At 55.8% G+C, this 18073-nt stretch carries 16 protein-coding genes; 12 read left to right on the top strand and 4 right to left on the bottom strand.

Going from position 1 to position 18073, the window contains the following annotated elements:
• The first annotated feature begins 144 nt into the window (after positions 1-144).
• From FD744_RS08385 to FD744_RS08375, 3 genes are all read left to right on the top strand, one after another.
• On the top strand, positions 145-2739 hold the full coding sequence (locus FD744_RS08385; protein WP_160867961.1) for an EAL domain-containing protein: 2595 nt from the start codon (positions 145-147) through the stop codon (positions 2737-2739).
• Between the two features lie 322 nt (positions 2740-3061).
• Positions 3062-3361, top strand: a complete 300-nt coding sequence (locus FD744_RS08380) for an I78 family peptidase inhibitor (RefSeq protein ID WP_045833892.1) — start codon at positions 3062-3064, stop codon at positions 3359-3361.
• Between the two features lie 172 nt (positions 3362-3533).
• Positions 3534-3851: a hypothetical protein gene (locus tag FD744_RS08375; RefSeq protein WP_160867960.1), complete on the top strand. Its 318-nt coding sequence runs from the start codon at positions 3534-3536 to the stop codon at positions 3849-3851.
• A gap of 114 nt (positions 3852-3965) precedes the next feature.
• On the opposite strand, the gene FD744_RS08370 is transcribed toward FD744_RS08375, so the two are convergent.
• The gene (locus tag FD744_RS08370; RefSeq protein WP_034830488.1) at positions 3966-4220 is read right to left on the bottom strand and encodes a biofilm development regulator YmgB/AriR family protein; all 255 of its coding nucleotides are present in this window, start codon (positions 4218-4220) and stop codon (positions 3966-3968) included.
• A gap of 393 nt (positions 4221-4613) precedes the next feature.
• Between FD744_RS08370 and FD744_RS08365 the strand changes: the two genes are divergently transcribed.
• Positions 4614-5921 (top strand): multidrug efflux MFS transporter, encoded by a 1308-nt coding sequence (locus FD744_RS08365; RefSeq protein ID WP_034830491.1) that lies wholly within the window; start codon positions 4614-4616, stop codon positions 5919-5921.
• Here the strand turns inward: FD744_RS08365 and FD744_RS08360 are convergent.
• Entirely contained in the window at positions 5860-8940 is a 3081-nt protein-coding gene (locus FD744_RS08360; RefSeq protein WP_160867959.1) for a beta-galactosidase, read from the bottom strand. The two genes, FD744_RS08365 and FD744_RS08360, sit on opposite strands and share 62 nt — an antisense overlap.
• 253 nt (positions 8941-9193) lie before the next feature.
• Between FD744_RS08360 and FD744_RS25325 the strand changes: the two genes are divergently transcribed.
• The 7 genes from FD744_RS25325 (at position 9194) to FD744_RS08330 (ending at position 15624) form a co-directional block, all read left to right on the top strand.
• Positions 9194-9340 (top strand): hypothetical protein, encoded by a 147-nt coding sequence (locus tag FD744_RS25325; protein ID WP_166933682.1) that lies wholly within the window; start codon positions 9194-9196, stop codon positions 9338-9340.
• Between the two features lie 210 nt (positions 9341-9550).
• Positions 9551-9805: an anti-adapter protein IraP gene (gene iraP, locus FD744_RS08355; RefSeq protein ID WP_034830496.1), complete on the top strand. Its 255-nt coding sequence runs from the start codon at positions 9551-9553 to the stop codon at positions 9803-9805.
• Between the two features lie 136 nt (positions 9806-9941).
• Positions 9942-10244: a PsiF family protein gene (locus FD744_RS08350; protein WP_034830548.1), complete on the top strand. Its 303-nt coding sequence runs from the start codon at positions 9942-9944 to the stop codon at positions 10242-10244.
• Between the two features lie 235 nt (positions 10245-10479).
• Positions 10480-12003, top strand: coding sequence for a sodium:solute symporter family protein (locus FD744_RS08345; RefSeq protein WP_160867958.1), 1524 nt, complete (start codon positions 10480-10482; stop codon positions 12001-12003).
• Between the two features lie 2 nt (positions 12004-12005).
• A complete protein-coding gene (locus tag FD744_RS08340; RefSeq protein ID WP_160867957.1) occupies positions 12006-12779 on the top strand; it encodes a 6-phosphogluconolactonase in 774 nt (257 codons plus the stop codon).
• Between the two features lies 1 nt (position 12780).
• A complete protein-coding gene (locus FD744_RS08335; protein ID WP_237449375.1) occupies positions 12781-13935 on the top strand; it encodes an N-acetylglucosamine-6-phosphate deacetylase in 1155 nt (384 codons plus the stop codon).
• A 153-nt stretch (positions 13936-14088) separates the two neighbouring features.
• Entirely contained in the window at positions 14089-15624 is a 1536-nt protein-coding gene (locus FD744_RS08330; protein WP_160867955.1) for an FAD-dependent oxidoreductase, read from the top strand.
• 68 nt (positions 15625-15692) lie between these two features.
• On the opposite strand, the gene proC is transcribed toward FD744_RS08330, so the two are convergent.
• Positions 15693-16505, bottom strand: a complete 813-nt coding sequence (gene proC, locus FD744_RS08325) for a pyrroline-5-carboxylate reductase (protein ID WP_160867954.1) — start codon at positions 16503-16505, stop codon at positions 15693-15695.
• Positions 16506-16646: 141 nt separating this feature from the next.
• Here proC and FD744_RS08320 point away from each other — a divergent pair, with 141 nt between their 5' ends.
• Positions 16647-17090 (top strand): YaiI/YqxD family protein, encoded by a 444-nt coding sequence (locus tag FD744_RS08320; RefSeq protein WP_034830508.1) that lies wholly within the window; start codon positions 16647-16649, stop codon positions 17088-17090.
• Here FD744_RS08320 and FD744_RS08315 read toward each other — a convergent pair whose 3' ends face one another.
• Positions 17091-17795, bottom strand: coding sequence for a DUF2076 domain-containing protein (locus tag FD744_RS08315; RefSeq protein ID WP_058961466.1), 705 nt, complete (start codon positions 17793-17795; stop codon positions 17091-17093). It lies immediately after the preceding gene.
• Positions 17796-18073: the final 278 nt, after the last annotated feature.

Below are 18073 nucleotides of genomic sequence, written 5' to 3'. Positions count from 1 at the left end.
AATCGCACTGCTCAAAAATTCCGCCGCGAGGACTAAATCTGCGGCGGCCTGCGCCGATAACCGAAAAAACCATTACAGGACAGAGGCGTCTTGAACGCGCACTCTGTCTTCTCTTTTGCTGCCTCTGTTTTGCGAGCATATTGCATGAATTCTGAGTATCACCGGCACGCGACCTTGCCTGCCAGGGCCAATATGGAAGCGCACACCGTTCGGGTGACGCGACGCAGTTTGCGCACCTTGACGTCGTTGCTGTTTGGCGTGCTGCTGCTTTCAGTCGTGATGGTGCTGGTGATAGCCCACCGACAAAACAGCGACTCGATCCAGCAGGATGTCAACCTGATGCGCCAGGCCTGGCTACAGCAGCAGGAGAAGATGATCATCGATGTGCGTGATTATGCGAACTGGGGGGAAGGCTGGAAAAATTTGCACCTGACGGTGAACAAAGTCTGGGCGTGGGACGAAGAGAACTTTGGCCCCAGCCTCTACAAAGAGTATCACTACGATGGCGTGTTTGTGATCGATGGTGCCGGCAAAACGCGCTATGCGGTGGTGAATGGCAAATTGTCAGAGGCGTCGCTGGAAAGTTGGTTGGGCGGGCAAAGTGCACTGTTGCTGGCCGCCGCCCGTCACCAGCCTGATGATGGCATCACGCGCAATGCGATAATCAACCAACAACCGGCATTGGTGGTGGCTGCGCCGATCACGCCAGGCAAGGTGCCCGATCTCCCCACCATCCCAGGCCCGGCTTCGGTGATGGTGTTCATCAACATCATGACGCCGGAAAAATTGCAGGCCCTTGGCAAGTCGCTCAATGTGATTGCGCCGCGCATTGCCAATGGCTTAAACGATGCGCTGTATGAACCGCGGTTGGTCGAACCGGTGATTCAGGGCGAGCCACTGGTGCTTCGCTGGCAGGCCAAAAATCCCGGCTTCGGGGTGATCTGGCTGATGATGCCATTACTCTGTTTCACGGTACTGGCGGTTGCTTTGGTGACACGGCGGGTGATCCGCCATGCGCTGCATAACGCCGTCATTTCCGATCGTCGCTTTGAAATGCTGGCCATCAGCCAGCGTGAACTGGCCAACAGTGAAGAGCGTTTTCGCGATCTGGCAGAAGCGGCCTCGGACTGGATTTGGGAAGTTGACGATCAGGGCCGTCTTTGCTATCTCTCCTCGCGCTTTGCGGCAGTCACCGGACACGATATTAAAAGCTGGATTGGACGCCCGCTGGATCAACTCCTTAGCCATCCTAGCCATTCGCTGGTGGCCTGGCTGCTGCGTCAGGGCGATGAAATGCAGCATGTGCCGCTGCGCTGCCAGTTTATGGCCGCCAATGGTGAGCGTCGTATCGGTGAACTGATGGCGAAGACCATTCGCCGCAACGGCTTGCGCACCGGCTTTCGCGGCACGGTGTCCGATATCACCCATGAAGTGGATGCGGAAGCGCGCATCCAGTTCCTGTCACGCCACGATCTGCTCACTGGCCTCGCCAACCGCATGCAACTGCAGGAATTTCTGACCACGCATCTGGAACACGCCACGCAAGAGGCACCGCTGTTTGTGATCAGCTTCGATCTGGATCAGTTCAAACCGATCAACGATTCATGGGGCCACGCAGTGGGCGATGTGGTGCTGAATGAGATTTCTCAGCGGCTGAAAAATCTGATTGGTCCCGATGAACTGGCGGCACGGCTGGGCGGGGATGAGTTTATTCTGCTGCTGCGCGAAAGCTCGCGTGCCGGGCTGGAGTATCGTTGCCGTGCGCTGCAGCGCGCCGTCCATCAGCCAATTATCACCGGCTCACACCAACTGAGCCTTACCGCCAGCATGGGGATTGTCAGCGCACCGCAGGATGCCAGCCAGCCGGAAGCCTTGCTGCGACTGGCGGACATTGCACTCGGTCAGGCCCGCACGGCTGGACGCGATCGCTGGGTGTGGTACTCCAACGATATGGCCAACCATATTCAATCGAAACGCGATATGGTGCAGGCGATTGAAGAGGCGCTGCGCAACAACACGTTTTCCCTGCACTATCAGCCGCGTTACCAGCTGCAAAGTGGACAGCTGGCTGGCGCAGAAGCGCTGATTCGCTGGCAAGTGGCTGAGGATCAATGGATTACCCCTGACCGCTTTATTCCGCTGGCGGAAGAGAATGGGTTGATCGCGGCCATCAGTGACTGGGTGTTAATGCGCGCCTGCCATGATGCCAGCGATTGGGGCGACCAGCGCTACGTATCCGTGAACATCTCTCCGGTGGAATTCCGTAACAGCGATCTGGTGGATCGTGTCGCACACGCGCTGGCGGTGAGCGGTTTACCGGCCACACGGCTGGAACTGGAGATCACTGAAAACGTGACCTTCGAGCATCCCGATCGTGCGCTGGAAATCATGCAGGGGTTGCGTGCGCTGGGCGTGCGGCTGACGGTGGATGATTTTGGTACTGGCTATGCTGCCTTAGGCTATCTCAAAACCTTCCCGTTCAATGGCTTGAAAATCGATCGATCATGGATGAAAGAGTTCCCGGAATCCAGGCAGGCGCAATCAGTGGTGGCGGGGATTGTCGGATTGGCGCGGGCATTTGCACTCACCATCACGGCAGAAGGGATTGAAACCGAAGCGCAGCTCAATGAGCTGAAGGCGCTTTCCTGTGAAGAGGGGCAGGGCTATTTTCTCGGCAAGCCAATGCCACTTGCGGCGTTTAAAGTGCGCTTGCAGGATGAAAAAGAAGCCGCTCAATAAGTGCGGCTTCTCGGTTATGGCGGCAGTTTAGCCGCCCGTCTCATCAGGGCTTAACGCACCCGCACCGCAACCACGGTCATCAGGATGGCAAAGCCGATAAAAATGGCAAGTTCCATCATCGTCACCTCAGATAATTCTTAGTTAATTGTAGTGACTCAGCGCGTGAACTTTAGACCGTGCGTGCGGTTAATCCTGGAAGTTGAGAGGAAGATCGCGTGTTAGAGCACAATTATTCGACTAATCCTCTGTCATTGTTTTCACAATAAGGGCTTGCTTTGTTACTCTCGGGAATGGTTCGTTTACTATCCAGGAGGAGAAACTTGTGACCCATTATGGAAAAGCGTTACTGGCCACGGCCTTTTTTGCCTTAACCGCCTGTCAGTCCGCCAGCAAACCGGACAGCACCGCTGCCGTCAGCCACGATCCCGAAACCGATCAGTGTGGCGCATCGCAATATCAGAATTATATCGGCCAGCCACTGAGTAGCCTTGATACCCAACGCTTTGCGGTGCCGGTGCGCGCCATTCCGTGGAACGGTGCCGTCACCATGGACTTCAACCTGCGCCGTCTGAATTTTACTGCTGATCAGAGTGGTAAAATTTCGCGGGTTTATTGCGGATAAATTCAAACGGACATCGCATTGTCATCGGGCTGTCATGGCGCCGGGCGAGGATAGCTGCGCATTACGGAGATTTCCTCGTCACTCTCGAATATGCAATGCTCGTCTTGTTTCTTCCCGCCTCGGCGGGAATTTTTTTATCTATTAATCCGTACTGGATTGATGAGGAGCGACGATGAGGCACACCAAAAAAATTCTGCTAATCACCCTGCTATTAAGTCCACTGGCGCACGCCTCGAGCGAAGCCGCCTGGCAGCAAAACGCGCAAACCCGGCAGCAAGCCTGTCTGAAAGCCAGCGGCCTGAAGGCGGTGAAGGTGGTGGGGAAACCGATTCAGTATGACGACAGCGTCGGCTACGACGCGGTACTACTGGAAGGGCGTTATCCGCAGAATCACATGAAAAATCAGATTGGGCGTGAGCTGTGCCTGTACCAGCGTACAAGCGGAAAAGCGGTGGTCAGCGAGGCCGATCACCTGCGCGCAGTGAAGTAACACGATATGGAGGCGCGCCCGCATACGGCGCGTCTTAAAGTCCCTGAACGCTGTAAATGTCCTTTAAATCCGCCGCACACAAGGCGATTTTCCCGGCGGCTGAATGACGGCACCTTACGGCTTTTGTTGTCTGTCTTCCAGCAACTGCGCCAACAGATTGCGATAGCTTTGGAGCTGCTGCTCATCCCCCTCAAACTCCAGTTTGGCAATCACCCGCGCAATGATCGCTTTGCTGGTCGCGGGCTGACCATCATCCATCAATTCGCGCATGATCGCTGCCAGCAGATCGCTCTCGTGCGGCGCATGCCAGGCAGGACTGTTGAAGTAATCGGTAATCGCCCGGCTGGCGCTATTAGGATGTGCTCTCATGGCTGACCTCCGCAGAGACAACGATGCCCACCGCCGTTTATTGGCAGCATTGGGAAACATGGGTTAAGCATGGGAACTGTCCAGAACGGGCAGCGCCTCGCCAGCGATGGCCGGTGATTTTTTAAACATAGATGCGGCGTCGAATATTGTCAGTAATGGATAGACATATTTTTTCACGTTTGCTCTCTATCGCGATGCGCTTATCTTGCTGAGTTGTTTGTTTCAGCACATAAAGACACTACAAATCGTGCCCCTTACACTATTTGCTGTGAGCAGAATCACGCACGGCAGCGGAAAACTGCGTTTTTAACCCGATGCCATGTTTTGCCGTCCAGCGATGTTATGAGGTTGTTAGACTGAACCCTCATTTCATTTTTTCTGATGTAGATGCCCATGCTACGCTCCATCGAGTCCTGGAAGGTCAATCTGATTTCGGTCTGGTTTGGCTGCTTTTTCACTGGATTGGCCATCAGCCAGATCATTCCCTTCCTGCCGCTCTACGTTGAGGAACTCGGTATCCATGGCGCCAATGCACTGAGCGTCTGGTCAGGTCTCACCTTCAGTATCACCTTCATCGTCTCTGCTGCGGTAGCGCCGCTGTGGGGCAGTCTGGCTGACCGCAAAGGGCGCAAGCTGATGCTGTTACGCGCATCCTTTGGCATGGGCGCGGTGATTCTGTTGCAGGCGTTTGTGACCGAAGCATGGCAACTGCTGCTGCTGCGTGCGCTAATGGGCCTGACATCCGGTTATATTCCTAATGCGATGGCGCTGGTGGCCGCTCAGGTTCCGCGTGAGCGCAGCGGCTGGGCATTGAGCTGTGTCTCCACCGGACAAATTGGCGGCGTGATTCTGGGGCCGATGATCGGCGGGCTTCTGGCTGACTGGCTGGGACTGCGCATGGTGTTTATTGTCACGGCAGTGCTGTTGATGGTGAGCTTCCTTGTCACGTTGTTCCTGATCAAAGAGACCGGCTACACGCCAGTGAGCAAGCAGGACAAAATGAGCGGACGCGAGGTGTTCCGCAGCCTCGACAATCCTCGCCTGATGATGTGTCTGTTCGTCACCACCATGGTGATCCAGATGTGTAACGGTTCGGTGAACCCGATCCTGACGCTGTTCGTGCGTGAGCTGGCGCCCGATGCGCAGAATCTGGCCTTCCTCAGTGGTGTGATTGCCGCACTGCCGGGCGTTTCGGCGCTGATCTCCGCCCCTCGTTTGGGTAAGCTGGGCGATCGCATTGGCACGCAGCGCATTCTGATGGGCACCATGCTGTTTTCTCTGGTGTTGCTGATGGCGATGTCATTCGTTACCAGCGCCACTCAGTTAGGCGTGCTGCGTTTCCTGCTGGGCTTTGCCGATGGCGCGATGATGCCTGCAGTACAAACGCTGCTGGTACGCCACTCGCGCGATAATGTCACCGGACGCATCTTTGGCTACAACCAATCCTTTATGTATCTCGGCAACGTGGCCGGCCCGCTATTGGGTGCGGCGGTGTCTGCTGCGACCGGCTATCGCTGGGTCTTCTTCGCTACCGCCGTGGTGGTGCTGTTGAATGTCTTGCTTCTGCGCCGCTTCTATCGCCGCCCGAAAACCGAGCTGACTCCACCGCTGAGCCAGCAAGGTGAGGCGGCGAAGAAGTCTACTGGCGCAGCGTCAGCGCGTAGTGCCACTGCTGCTGAGAAAGCAAAAACTCCGGGCTGACGCTGGGGCTCCAGGAATCGTCACCGCCCACGCCCATATGGAAGCCATCAAGGTGTAGCCAGCAGCCTTCCTCTTCCCGCAACAGATGGCGATGCGAGGTATCACGCAGCTGTTCGAGGCTGTAGCGGCTGAGCGAGAACGCAAAATCGCCGCTCGCCTGCCAGCTGCCGGTATCAAGCTGGCGCGTACCGCAGCGCAATCCATTTTCACCGGGAAACACATAGGCGGTACTCAGCGAAGTCAGCGGCTGCTGCCAGTGTGAAAACTGCGCCGCCAGCTGACGATCCGGATAGTTTTCATGCGGGCCCAGGCCGAGCCAGCTCACACTCTGCGGCGCGCTCCTCAACTGACAACGCAACCCGATGCGCGCGGGAGCAGGCAAGCCCGGCGCCTGTTGCACCTCGACACTGACGCTCAACTCACCGTTGCCACCGATCTGATAACGCTTGTGGCTGGTAAAGATCACCTGCCCATTGGCCTGCCACTGATGCCAGGTTTCAATCAGCACGCTGTGTTTCAGACTATCGACCTGCATATCCAGCAGCACCGCTTCCAGCTGGTTATAGCCCGCGTGTTTCCAGCGCTCCACCCATGCATTGGGATCGACATTGGCGGCTTCACTGGTGCCGATATCGTTATCAATCGGCGCGCGTACAAAGCACTCCTGCAATGACGTCAGCATTGTCTCTTCATCGTTAACAAACCACTGCACCAATTCGCCACTGCGGCGTGAGAAGTGCCAACGCTGTTGCGGCAGTTGCACAGCAACCAGATCGTGATTGGCAATCAGTTCTGGCGCGATGGGCGTGGCATCAATCACACGGGGCACTAACGCGGCGGGCAGCGGCCACTGATCCCAGGCTACGCGGGCATCGGCTTCCGACCATGCGGTGGCAGCAATCTGATGCACCGCGAGATTCAGCCGCGCATTCCCTTGTAAATGTTCAGCGGCTGGAATATCAATCGTCTGGCTGCCCTGCGCGACGAGATGCAGCGGCAGTTCGCCCTGCGCGACGGAAACGCCATCCTGTTCAATCGACCAGCGCAGCACTTCATTATCGCTGCTGCGGAACAGGTACTCGCTGGAGATCGTGAAACGCCAGGCATTACTGGCATCGCGCTGGAACTGGAAGAATTGCTGTGCACGCTGCGCTTCAAACAAAGCCGGATGCGGCGTTCGATCGGCAAACACCAGACCGTTCATACAGAACTGACGGTCGTTAGGCGTGTCGCCAAAATCGCCGCCGTAAGCCTGCCATGGCTGGCCTTGTTCGTCATAACGCGTCAGGCTTTGATCGACCCAATCCCAGACAAAACCGCCCTGCAGGCGCGGGAACTGACGGAAAGCCTGCCAGTATTTGGCGAAGCCACCGAAGCTATTGCCCATGGCGTGCGCATACTCGCACAGGATCAGCGGACGCGTTTCACCCGGCAGGCCAATCCATTTTTTCAATGACCACTTCGGTACGGCAGGGAAGGGCTGATCCTGATCGACGCGCGCATACATTGGGCAGACAATATCGGTGGCGGCAGTACTGGCGCCACCGCCTTCATATTGCACTGGACGGGTCGGATCGCTGCTTTTCACCCATTGATAGAGCGCATCATGGGTACTGCCATGGCCGGACTCATTGCCGAGTGACCAGATGATGATACAAGCGTGGTTACGATCGCGCTGCACCATGCGCGTGACGCGCTCGCTATAGGCGGCGAACCAGCGTGGATCGGCCGATAAACGGTTCATTGGCTGCATGCCGTGGGTTTCAATATTGGCCTCATCAACGACATATAAGCCATATTCATCGCACAGGCGATACCACCGCGGATGGTTGGGATAATGCGCACAGCGAACGGCGTTGAAGTTGTGGCGCTTCATTAATTCAATATCGCGCCGCATGCTGGCTTCATCCACCACCTGGCCATTTTCCGGATGATGTTCATGACGGTTCACGCCGCGAATCAGCAGGGCCTTGCCGTTGACGCACAGTTGACCGTTTTCAATGCTGACACGCCGGAAGCCGACATCGTAGGCTTCGGCTTCAATCACCTGCCCGTTGTCATCCAATAGCGTCACCACGGCACGATAGAGATGGGGCGTTTCCGCACTCCACAGCAGGGGATTTTTTATCGGCAGCACCAGCAGCGCGCGCTCTGGGTAATGCCCACGTTCGTCGATCACCGCACTGCCCGGCGCTTGTTCTTCACTGCCGATGCAGGTTTCGTCCTGCCACAGGCTCACACGCAGACGGCACTGATTAAGCGGTCGTTCACTGGCGTTAATTTTGACACTCACGCGCAGATCGCCACGGATATATTCCGGGCTCAGCGCCGTTTCGATTTGCACGTCGGCCAGTTGGGTTGATGGCTTATGGAGCAGGCTGACGTCGCGGAAAATCCCGCTCATGCGCCACATATCCTGATCTTCTAAATAGCTGCCATCGCTCCAGCGCAACACCATCACTGCCAGTCGGTTCTGGCCACGCTGTAATGACTGACTGAGATCAAACTCGGCTGGTAGGCGGCTGTCCTGTGAATAGCCGATCCACTGGCCGTTACACCACAGGAAAAAGGCCGAGTTAACGCCGTCAAACACAATGCGCGTTTGTCCTTGCGTCAGCCAACTCTCATCGATATTAAATGTGAGCGAATAACATCCAGTGGGGTTATCCTTAGGAACAAACGGCGGATTCACAGGAATCGGATATTGCACGTTAGTGTAGATTGGCGCGTCAAAGCCATGCAGCTGCCAGTTTGCAGGCACGGGCAGGGAGTGCGCGCCAGGCAAATCCTGCAGCAACCAGCTTTGTGGCACCGCTTCAGGCTGTGAGAAATAGCTGAAACTCCACTGTCCATTCAGTAACTGGCGTGATGGGGAAGGGGCATCGTCGCGCGCACTGACTTCATCGCGCCAGCTGGAAAACGGCGGATGGGCATCCAGACGGTTCAGGCTAGTGATCACCGGATTTTCCCAGTCGCGACGCGCCAGGATATCACTGAGAGAAAGGGTGGGCAGGGTCATGGTAAGATCTCATTGATTGTAATGCGCTCACATTGCGTCATTTCGCGCGGCGTGTAAAGTGATCGACCGCCCGCAATGGTTGAAATTTTCTTCAATATGATGATGCCTCTGTGGTTTTTTTGCGGGCGTAGTGCCAGTAATTTGTTAAGCGTGGTGAGCAGAGATGAATAGCGCCGGGTTGCAGAGAATTCTGTATTGTCGTGCCCGTTACCGCCTCATACACTCAGCCCGATTTCACCATCCAGAGGTAATTATGGTCCGTATTATTAAACTCGCTGCCGTTGTGGCATTGGTGACCGCGTTGAGCGGTTGTATCTTCCCACCGCCGGGTGGCGGAGGCGGTTGGGGTGGTCCTGGCGGCGGTGGCGGTCCAGGTCGTGGCTTTATGGGACCCCATTAATTAGCGCCAGACGTTAATGCATGATTACGCGCGAAACGTTTCGAAAAAGCCCTATCAATGAAGTGAAACGTTTCGCCGTTACATATTGAAATTCCGTTTCTTTTTTAACGCTGCGCTTATTCTAAATTTTAAGCAAACCGCCAAAAATCCCTGTTGTTTTAACCCCCTCAATGCTAACGTCTGTTTTCCATCTCTTATTGAGCCTGTCGCATGAAAAACCTTATCGCGGAACTTCTGCTAAAACTGGCTGAGAAAGAAGAAGAGTCAAAAGAATTAGTGGTCCAGGTAGAGGCATTAGAAATTGTGCTGACGGCCATGCTGCGTAAGCTGGATCCTGAACAATTCAACGAGATTGCGGCCGGTATCGCCACCGCGATGCCTCCACTTGCCCCTGCGGCAGAAACCCCAGATACCACTCTGCTGCGTAACTACGTTGAAAAGCTGCTGAATCATCCCCGCGTGTAAGCGTCACGCCACGCTGAAGAACCGATTTTGCTGTTAGCGTGCTCGCAGCAAGCTCTGGACGAGGGAATATATTTTTTTCTGCATTGCTTATTTCCTGCCATGATTAAGAGGCAATAATTCTATGGAGATTCCGGCAATGAAATCGTGTCTTTTGGCAATGATAGCAGCAGGCCTGCTGTTGGCGGGTAATGCGGGTGCAGCAGAGAAAACCGCCCAACAAAATAAAATGACCATGTGTAATCAACACGCTTCCTCTCAGGATTTAAAAGGGGATGCGCGTAAATCCTTCATGAGCGACTGTCTGAAAAAAGACAGCAAGATGGGCAGCATGACGCCGCAGCAAATGAAGATGAAAACCTGTAATACCGACGCGGCTGATAAAAAACTCAGCGGCGATGCACGCAAGACCTTTATGAGTTCCTGCCTGAAAAAAGCCTAATCGAATTGCACCTGATTTAAGGGTTCATACTGCGTATGAGCCCTTTTTTATTGCTTCTCACTCGCTCCCATTCACCGGTCAGAAGAAAAAGTAATAGCCGGAGCGTCGTCACATTTTAAACGCGGTAATGCTGCCAGGATGCATTAATCCTAAATAAGGACTAATTAAAAAATAATCTATCCTTCCCCTCGAACCGGATGCTTTCGTCGGGCAGCTTTGACCTGTGGAGACGGCTATGAATGTGCTTGATTATGCTGTGATGGCGCTCTATGCGCTGATGATAGTGGCCATTACGCTCTGGGCGATGCGTAAAGTCGGCAGCACGCGTGATTTCTTTGCGGCAGGCGGGAAAATGCCCTGGTGGTTGTCGGGCGTCTCGCATCATATGTCCGGCTACAGTGCGGCCGTGTTCGTGGCCTATGCGGCAGTGGCTTATAACATGGGCATCACCATCTATTTCTGGTGGGCGTTTCCCATCTCCGTTGCGGTATTAATCGGGTCGCGCCTGTTTGCCCCACGCTGGGCCAGACTGCGAATCCATATGAATATCGAATCGCCGATGGAGTACCTCGCGACGCGTTATAACCTGCCAACGCAAATGGTGCTGGCATGGAGTGGGGTGCTGCTGAAAACCTTCGACGTCGGTGCTAAATGGGCCGCCATTGCCGTAATCATCAATGTCTTTACCGGGTTAGATCCGTTGATTGGCATCTGTATCTCCGGGGCGCTTAGCCTGTTTTATACCGTGATGGGCGGTTTATGGGCCGATGCCTGCAATGACTTCGGCCAGTTTGTGGTGCAGTTTGTCGCCGCGATGGTCATGGTGGTGGCCGTGGCGATGCATCTGGGTGGTTTCGGCGAGCTACTCACCATCTGGCAACACCTGCCTGCCACCCACACCGACATCGTTCAGGAGCCGTATACGCTCGGCTTTATCCTCGCCTACTTTGTGATTTACACCCTGAGCTACAACGGCGGCACCTGGAATCTGGCACAGCGCTTTATCGCCGCACCGGCGGGTCGCGATGCACGTAAAGCGGCGTTGCTCTCGGCCGCACTTTACCTGATCTGGCCGCTGATACTGTTCTGGCCGATGTGGGCGGCACCGCTGCTGTTCCCCAATCTTAGCGATCCCTCACGTTCATACTCGGTGATGGCGATGGAATTACTGCCGAATGGGTTAATAGGATTAGTGCTGGTGGCAATGTTTACTCACACGCTGTCGATGACCTCATCAGATGCCAATGCCATCACGGCGGTGGTCACGCGTGATATTTTGCCCGGCATGCTGCCGCGCCGTTTTCAGCGCGGTAAAAGCTCGCTACTCGTCGCGCGTCTGACGGCTTTTCTCTTCATCATCACCACGTTGATTATCGCCATGAATGCCAGCCGTTTCGGCGGTGTGCTGTCTCTGCTGATTATCTGGTTCGGTGGATTAGTGGGGCCCATTTCGATTCCGATGCTTTTAGGCTTACTGCCCGCATTTCGTCGTAGCGGCAGTGCCGCGGCGCTGGTGAGTTGGGCCGTGGGCGTGGGCACCTTTTTCTGCGTGAAATTTATCTTTACTGATGTCAGCACTGCCACTCAGGTGGCCGCCCCCGTGATGTCATCGCTGGTGCTGTTTGTGGTGATGGGATGGCTGCGTCGTGCGCCGGTCAGTCCGGAAGTCGACGCGCTGCTCGCGGCACTCAATCAGGATCAGGATATGCCCGCCAGTGCGCACTGGCCGAAAAGTCACAACGCTTCTCAGGAGGGATAAGAATGACGCTTTTACAACAGGGAAAGCGCGACCGCTTGTGGGTCAAGCGCTTCGCCCATCGTGATGCATTAGGCATCGCGGCGGCAGAGGATGCCATCGCCCATTTGCAGCAATTACTGCAACAGCAGGCGGTGGTGCGGATGGTATTTGCTGCCGCCCCCTCACAACATGAGTTTCTTGCCGCGCTGGCTGCCGCGCCGAATCTCGACTGGTCGCGTATTCACGCGTTCCATATGGATGAATACATTGGGTTGAATGAAGATGCGCCGCAGCGCTTTAGCCATTTCCTGCGTGAACATCTGTTTGACCGGGTACAACCTGGCGAAGTGTATCTCATCCCTTCGGGTGGCGATCCTGCGGGAGTGTGTCGCGAATATGCGCGCAAACTGGAGGCGGCGCCGATCGATGTGGTCTGTCTGGGCATTGGTGAAAATGGTCATCTGGCCTTTAACGATCCGCCGGTTGCGGACTTCAGCGATCCGCTCAGCGTCAAGCCAGTGGAACTGGATCACGCCTGCCGTCAGCAGCAGGTCAATGACGGCTGTTTCCCCACACTCGAGCAGGTGCCAACGCACGCGGTGACGCTGACGATTCCCGCTTTGATGCGTGGCACCAGGCTGTTCTGCATGGTGCCGGGCGCGACCAAACGCGCAGCGGTGCAGGCAGCATTGTACGACGCGATATCCACGGCTTGCCCGGCAACCCGATTGCGCCAGCATCCCAACTGCACGCTATATACCGACGCCGATGCCTGCGCGGAGGTGATTTTTGACTGAAATGCTATTACGCGGTCGCGATTACCGCACGCTGGATCCGATTGAGCTCTACATGTGTGAAGGCCTGCTGGCAGAGGTGCGATCGTTGACAGAGCCCGATAACGATCTGATTCTGGCGCCGGGGCTGGTGGATCTGCAAGTTAACGGCTTTCAGGGCGTGGACTTTAATCACTTTCCTTTTAGCGAACAGGATGTGCTGAATGCCACGCACGCGTTGTGGCAACAAGGGGTCACCAGCTTTATGCCGACGGTGATCACCGCTCAGCCCGGAGAGATTGCGCAAGCGTTGCAGCGACTGGCCAGCGCCTGTGAGCACTATTCGGACGTCGCGCTGGCGGTGCCGGGTTTTCATCTGGAAGGGCCATTTTTGTCACCGGAGGACGGCCCGCGCGGTGCGCATCCACGGGAGGCGATCTGTGCGCCGGATGTGTTTCTGTTTGAAAGCTGGCAACGGGCCGCGCAGCAGCGTATTGGTTTGCTGACGCTCTCACCGGAATGGCCGCAAAGCAGCGAGCTCATCCAGCATTGCGTGAAGCAGCAGGTGCGGGTGGCGATTGGGCATACGTCGGCCTCTGCCGCGCAGATTCATGATGCGGTGCTGGCGGGCGCTTCGCTTTCAACTCATCTGGGCAATGGCGCGCACCTGCAACTGCCGCGCCATCCCAATTACATCTGGCAGCAGCTGGCGGAGGATGCGCTGGCGGCCACGCTGATTGCCGATGGTGATCATCTGCCCGCAGAGGTAGTGAAAGTCTTTTTACGGGCGAAGGGCGAGCAGGCGCTGCTGGTGAGTGATGTGACCTGCTTTGCCGGGCAGCCGCCAGGGATTTACGATTCGGCAATAGGTGGACGTGTGCAGTTGAGCGTGGAAGGGCGGCTCAGCATGGCGGACGCGCCCCAGCTGCTGGCCGGTTCCGCGCGGGGCCTGCTGGATGGCGTCAATTTTCTGCTGCGGCAACAATTAGCCCCTTTGCAGCAGGCGATTGAGATGGCATCGATTCGTCCGGCACGACAGTTAGATTTGCCACAGCAGCATGGGTTGGCACCCGGCGCGCCGGCGGATGTGCTGTTGCTGAAACCTCAGCCAGATGGGAGCGTGGCGTTAGTCGCCTGTCTCAAACAGGGCAAAAAGGTGTGGCAAGCCGCCTCAGCCTGAAGCGCGATTTTATTTTCCTCACTAACGGTGTGATAAGTAATAGCTTATCCGCCGTTACGCTTTGTTTTTCCAGCGAAATCCTCCCGGTTTGCCAGGCTTACTGTTTGTAGGGATTTATTGTCCTGAATCCAATAACAACGCAGGAGGCTAATCGTGAGCTATCAATCTGTCGTGGAACTTAAGTCGCTGGCGCAGCACAAACCCACCAAATTCACCGTGGGTGATATTGATATGGTGCTGGTTCGCGATGGCGAACGGGTGCAGGCGTTGCAGGCAAAGTGCCCCCATGCGGGAGCGCCGTTAGAGCAGGGTGCAATTTGCGGCGACAAGCTGGTGTGTCCGTGGCACAAGGCGGTATTTCAACTGCGCGATGGCAAAATGTGTGAGCCGCTGGCATTGGCCAACCTCAAACGCTATCCGGTGCGTGTTGAACAGGGCAAGGTGCTGGTGAATCCACAAGCGATGTCACCCGCCAGTGCGCCCGCCGCTCAGGGCGAATCACCGGTGTGCGTGATTTTAGGTTCCGGAGCCGCAGGCAGTGCGGCGATCTGGACGCTCCGCGATGAAGGTTTCAGCGGGCGCATTGTGCTGGTGGAGCGCGAATCCGCCGCCCCTTACGATCGCACCGCGCTGAGCAAGTTTGTGCCTTCGGGAAAAATGGCGATTGAGGATGTGCCTAAACTCCTTAAGCCGGATGTGCTGGGTTCGCTACAGCGTATTCAGGGCGAGGTCGCGCAACTTAAGGCGCAGGATCAGACGTTAATTCTTGCTGATGGTCAGACAGTGAAATTTGACCAGCTAATTATTGCCAGCGGCGGCGTGCCGCAGCCTCTCAATATCCCCGGTAAGGATTTGCAGGGTGTGCATCTGTTACGTTCGCTAAATCAGGCGGAGGAGCTACTCAAACAGGTGGATCAAACAGAGCAGCTGGTGATCATCGGCAATAGTTTTATCGGTATGGAGATGGCGGGTGCACTGCGCAATCGTGATGTGGATGTCACGGTGATTGCCCGCCATCCATTGCCGTTTGCTAAGCAGTTTGGTGAAGAGATTGGCCGCTATTTTCACGATCTGCACCGCAGCAATGGGGTGAAATTTGTTGAGGGTGAGCCGGAAGCGCTGGAAGGGAAAGAACAGGTGCAAGCGGTGCGTCTGAAAGGGGGCAAATCGGTGCCTGCAAGTCAGGTGCTGTTTGCCACTGGCGTGAAACCGGCGACGGATTTCATCCATGATTTGCCACTGCAGGACGATGGCAGCCTGCTCGCCGACGGGCAGCTACGCGTTGCTGACAATATCTGGGTCGCGGGCGATATCGCCCGTTATCTCACGCCGCGTGGCCCGCAGCGTATTGAGCATTATCGTGTGGCGCAGCAGCAGGGGCGAATCGCGGCTCTCAATATACTGGGCAAAGGTATGATGTATGATCGCGTGCCGTTTTTCTGGACCGCACACTACGGTACGCGCTACGAATATCTGGGCCATGCCGAAGAGTGGGACGACTACCGACTGCTGGGATCGCTTCAGGACAAAAGTTTTATCGCCTTTTACTGTCGTCAGGGCATCATCGCGGCGGTGTGTTCAGCAGGTATGTACACGCTGACAGCGGCGCTGGTGGAAACCATGCAGCAACCGATGACGCTGGCGCAAGGGCTGGCGCTGTTTGAAGCGTATCAGGGACAGGGCACGTAAAAAGGGGGGGGGGCAACACTGGGCGGGATCAGGTGCGCGGACAGACGCACCTGATGAAACCCAATAGGTTATTGCTTACTTAACGCTTCGGACTTGGCCATGCACTGCTGCATCGCGTTGATCACCGCCGCGCGGAAGCCTTTCTCCTCCAGCACTTTCACCGCTTCGATGGTGGTACCGCCAGGTGAGCACACCATATCTTTCAATTCGCCAGGGTGTTTACCGGTTTCCAGTACCATCTGCGCGGAACCTTTTACCGCCTGCGCGGCAAATTGATAAGCCTGCACACGCGGCATACCGCCAAGCACGGCAGCATCTGCCATTGCTTCGATAAACATAAATACGTAGGCCGGAGCCGAACCACTCACACCGACCACGGCATGAATCAGATATTCATTTACCACCGCCGCTTTGCCGAAGCTCTCGAAGATGCCAACCACTTCGTCGACTTCATGCGGTTCCACCAGTACGTTAGGGGTAATCGAAGTCATGCCTTCGTTCACCAGCGACGGCGTATTCGGCATCACGCGGATGATTTTGCGGTCGTGCCCCAGCACGGCGGCCAGTGAATCGAGGGTGACGCCTGCGGCGATCGACACCACCAGCGAATCCTTCTTCAATTGACCCGCGAGATCTTTCAGCACTTTGAGAATCACATTCGGTTTCACGGCACCAAACAGGATATCGACTTCACGTGCCAGACTCTCTGGGCTTTCAGCCGCTGTCACGCCATATTGCTCTGCCATCGCCTGATTGGTGGCCGGTTTGCGGTCGCAAACCCAGATGTTAGCCGGGGCAATCAGCCCGCTGTTGACCAGTCCGCTGATAATGGCCTTCGCCATATTGCCGCAGCCGATAAACCCGATTTTCTTCTCCAGCATCGCTCTATCCTTTAAGTGTTCATTTTCTCGTGCGAGTTAGCTTACGACAGCTGTGCTGAATAACAAGCCGCGTAAAAATATTTGCCATTCTGCCGCAAGCGGGCAAGATCGCCTGCAATTCTGTAGGAAAAAGGAAAACACATGTCGATTTGGGTTGATGCCGATGCCTGCCCCAATGTCATCAAAGAAGTGCTGTACCGAGCCGCCGAACGCGCCAAAATCACCGTGACTTTCGTGGCGAATCAGCCGCTGCGCGTACCGCCTTCTCCGTGGCTGAAAACGCTGCAGGTGGCGGCGGGGTTTGATGTCGCTGACAACGAAATCGTCAAGCGTGTGCAGCCGGGCGAGCTGGTGATCACCGGGGATATTCCCTTAGCGGCAGAAGTGCTGGAGAAGGGCGCTGCGGCGTTGAATCCGCGCGGCGAGCGCTACTCACCGGATACCATTCGTCAGCGTCTAACCATGCGTGACTTTATGGAAACGATGCGAGCGAGTGGGGTGCAAAGCGGCGGCCCGTCGGCGCTAAACCAACGTGACCGCCAGCTGTTTGCTAACGAACTGGATAAGTGGCTACGTCAACGCTAATCAGACGAAGCTGTCATCGTCGTCGTAATCGCCACCGCCAAAGTCGCTGAAGTCGTTGTTATCCGCAAAGCTGTTGTTATCCCAGCTGGCGTTGTCGTTCAGGAAGGCATTGTTGCTGTCATTACCGTTAAAGGTATCGAGGCTGTTATCCACCTGCGGCAGCGCCGGTTCGTTGATGATATTCACAATCTCTTCCGGCTGAGAATGATGGAACATGCTGGTGAGCATATCGGCCATCACCACACCCCCGGCCACACCTACAGCTGTCTGTAATGCACCACCGAGGAAACCCGTGCCGCGCGCAGGCGGAGCCGCATATTGCTGTTGGGGCTGCGCGTATTGCTGCTGAGGCTGCTGCGGCGCGCTGCCCCACACTGGCTGTTGCTGCTGCGGCGCAGACTGGCGAGAACCGCCGCCAAACAGACTCGACAGGAAACCACCGCTGCTCTGCTGCGGTGCTTGCTGTTGTTGTTGCTGAGCCTGTGCCAGGCGATTCTCCAGATCGGCCACCTGAGCGTTGAGTTTTTTCAGCGCTGCTTCCTGAATCAGGATTGCCTGAGACATGTAATAAGGCGCACCAGGCTGGCTCTGCAAGTGCTGTTTAATCAGCTGTTCGGCACCGGCATCACGCGGTCCGCTCTGGGTTTCAGCCTGTTTCAGTCGGCTAAAGAGATTATCAATTAACTGTTGTTCTTCATTCTGCATGGTGTGAACCTCCAATGATTCGTACCTTCTTATATGTGGTCAACGTGACAGAAAGTAAATCAATGGCCTGGTAAGGAAATGTTGCCCGTGCTTACAAATAGGTTGATGCACGAAATACGCATCATTTTATCTTTATTAATCATGTTGATAGTGAATTCATGGCCGTAAATACGCGTAAATCGTGCTTCGCGGGTGGCTGATAAAATAAAATCCAGGTATCATGCGACGCAATATTGACCTGATGACCTTGCCCGTGCGGCATAAATACGGCGGAGGAT

This window comes from Pantoea sp. Taur (assembly GCF_009830025.1).
GTDB lineage: Bacteria > Pseudomonadota > Gammaproteobacteria > Enterobacterales > Enterobacteriaceae > Pantoea > Pantoea communis.
The sequence above is the reverse complement of the archived record's forward strand: the minus strand, read 5'-3'. Positions and strand labels throughout refer to the sequence as shown.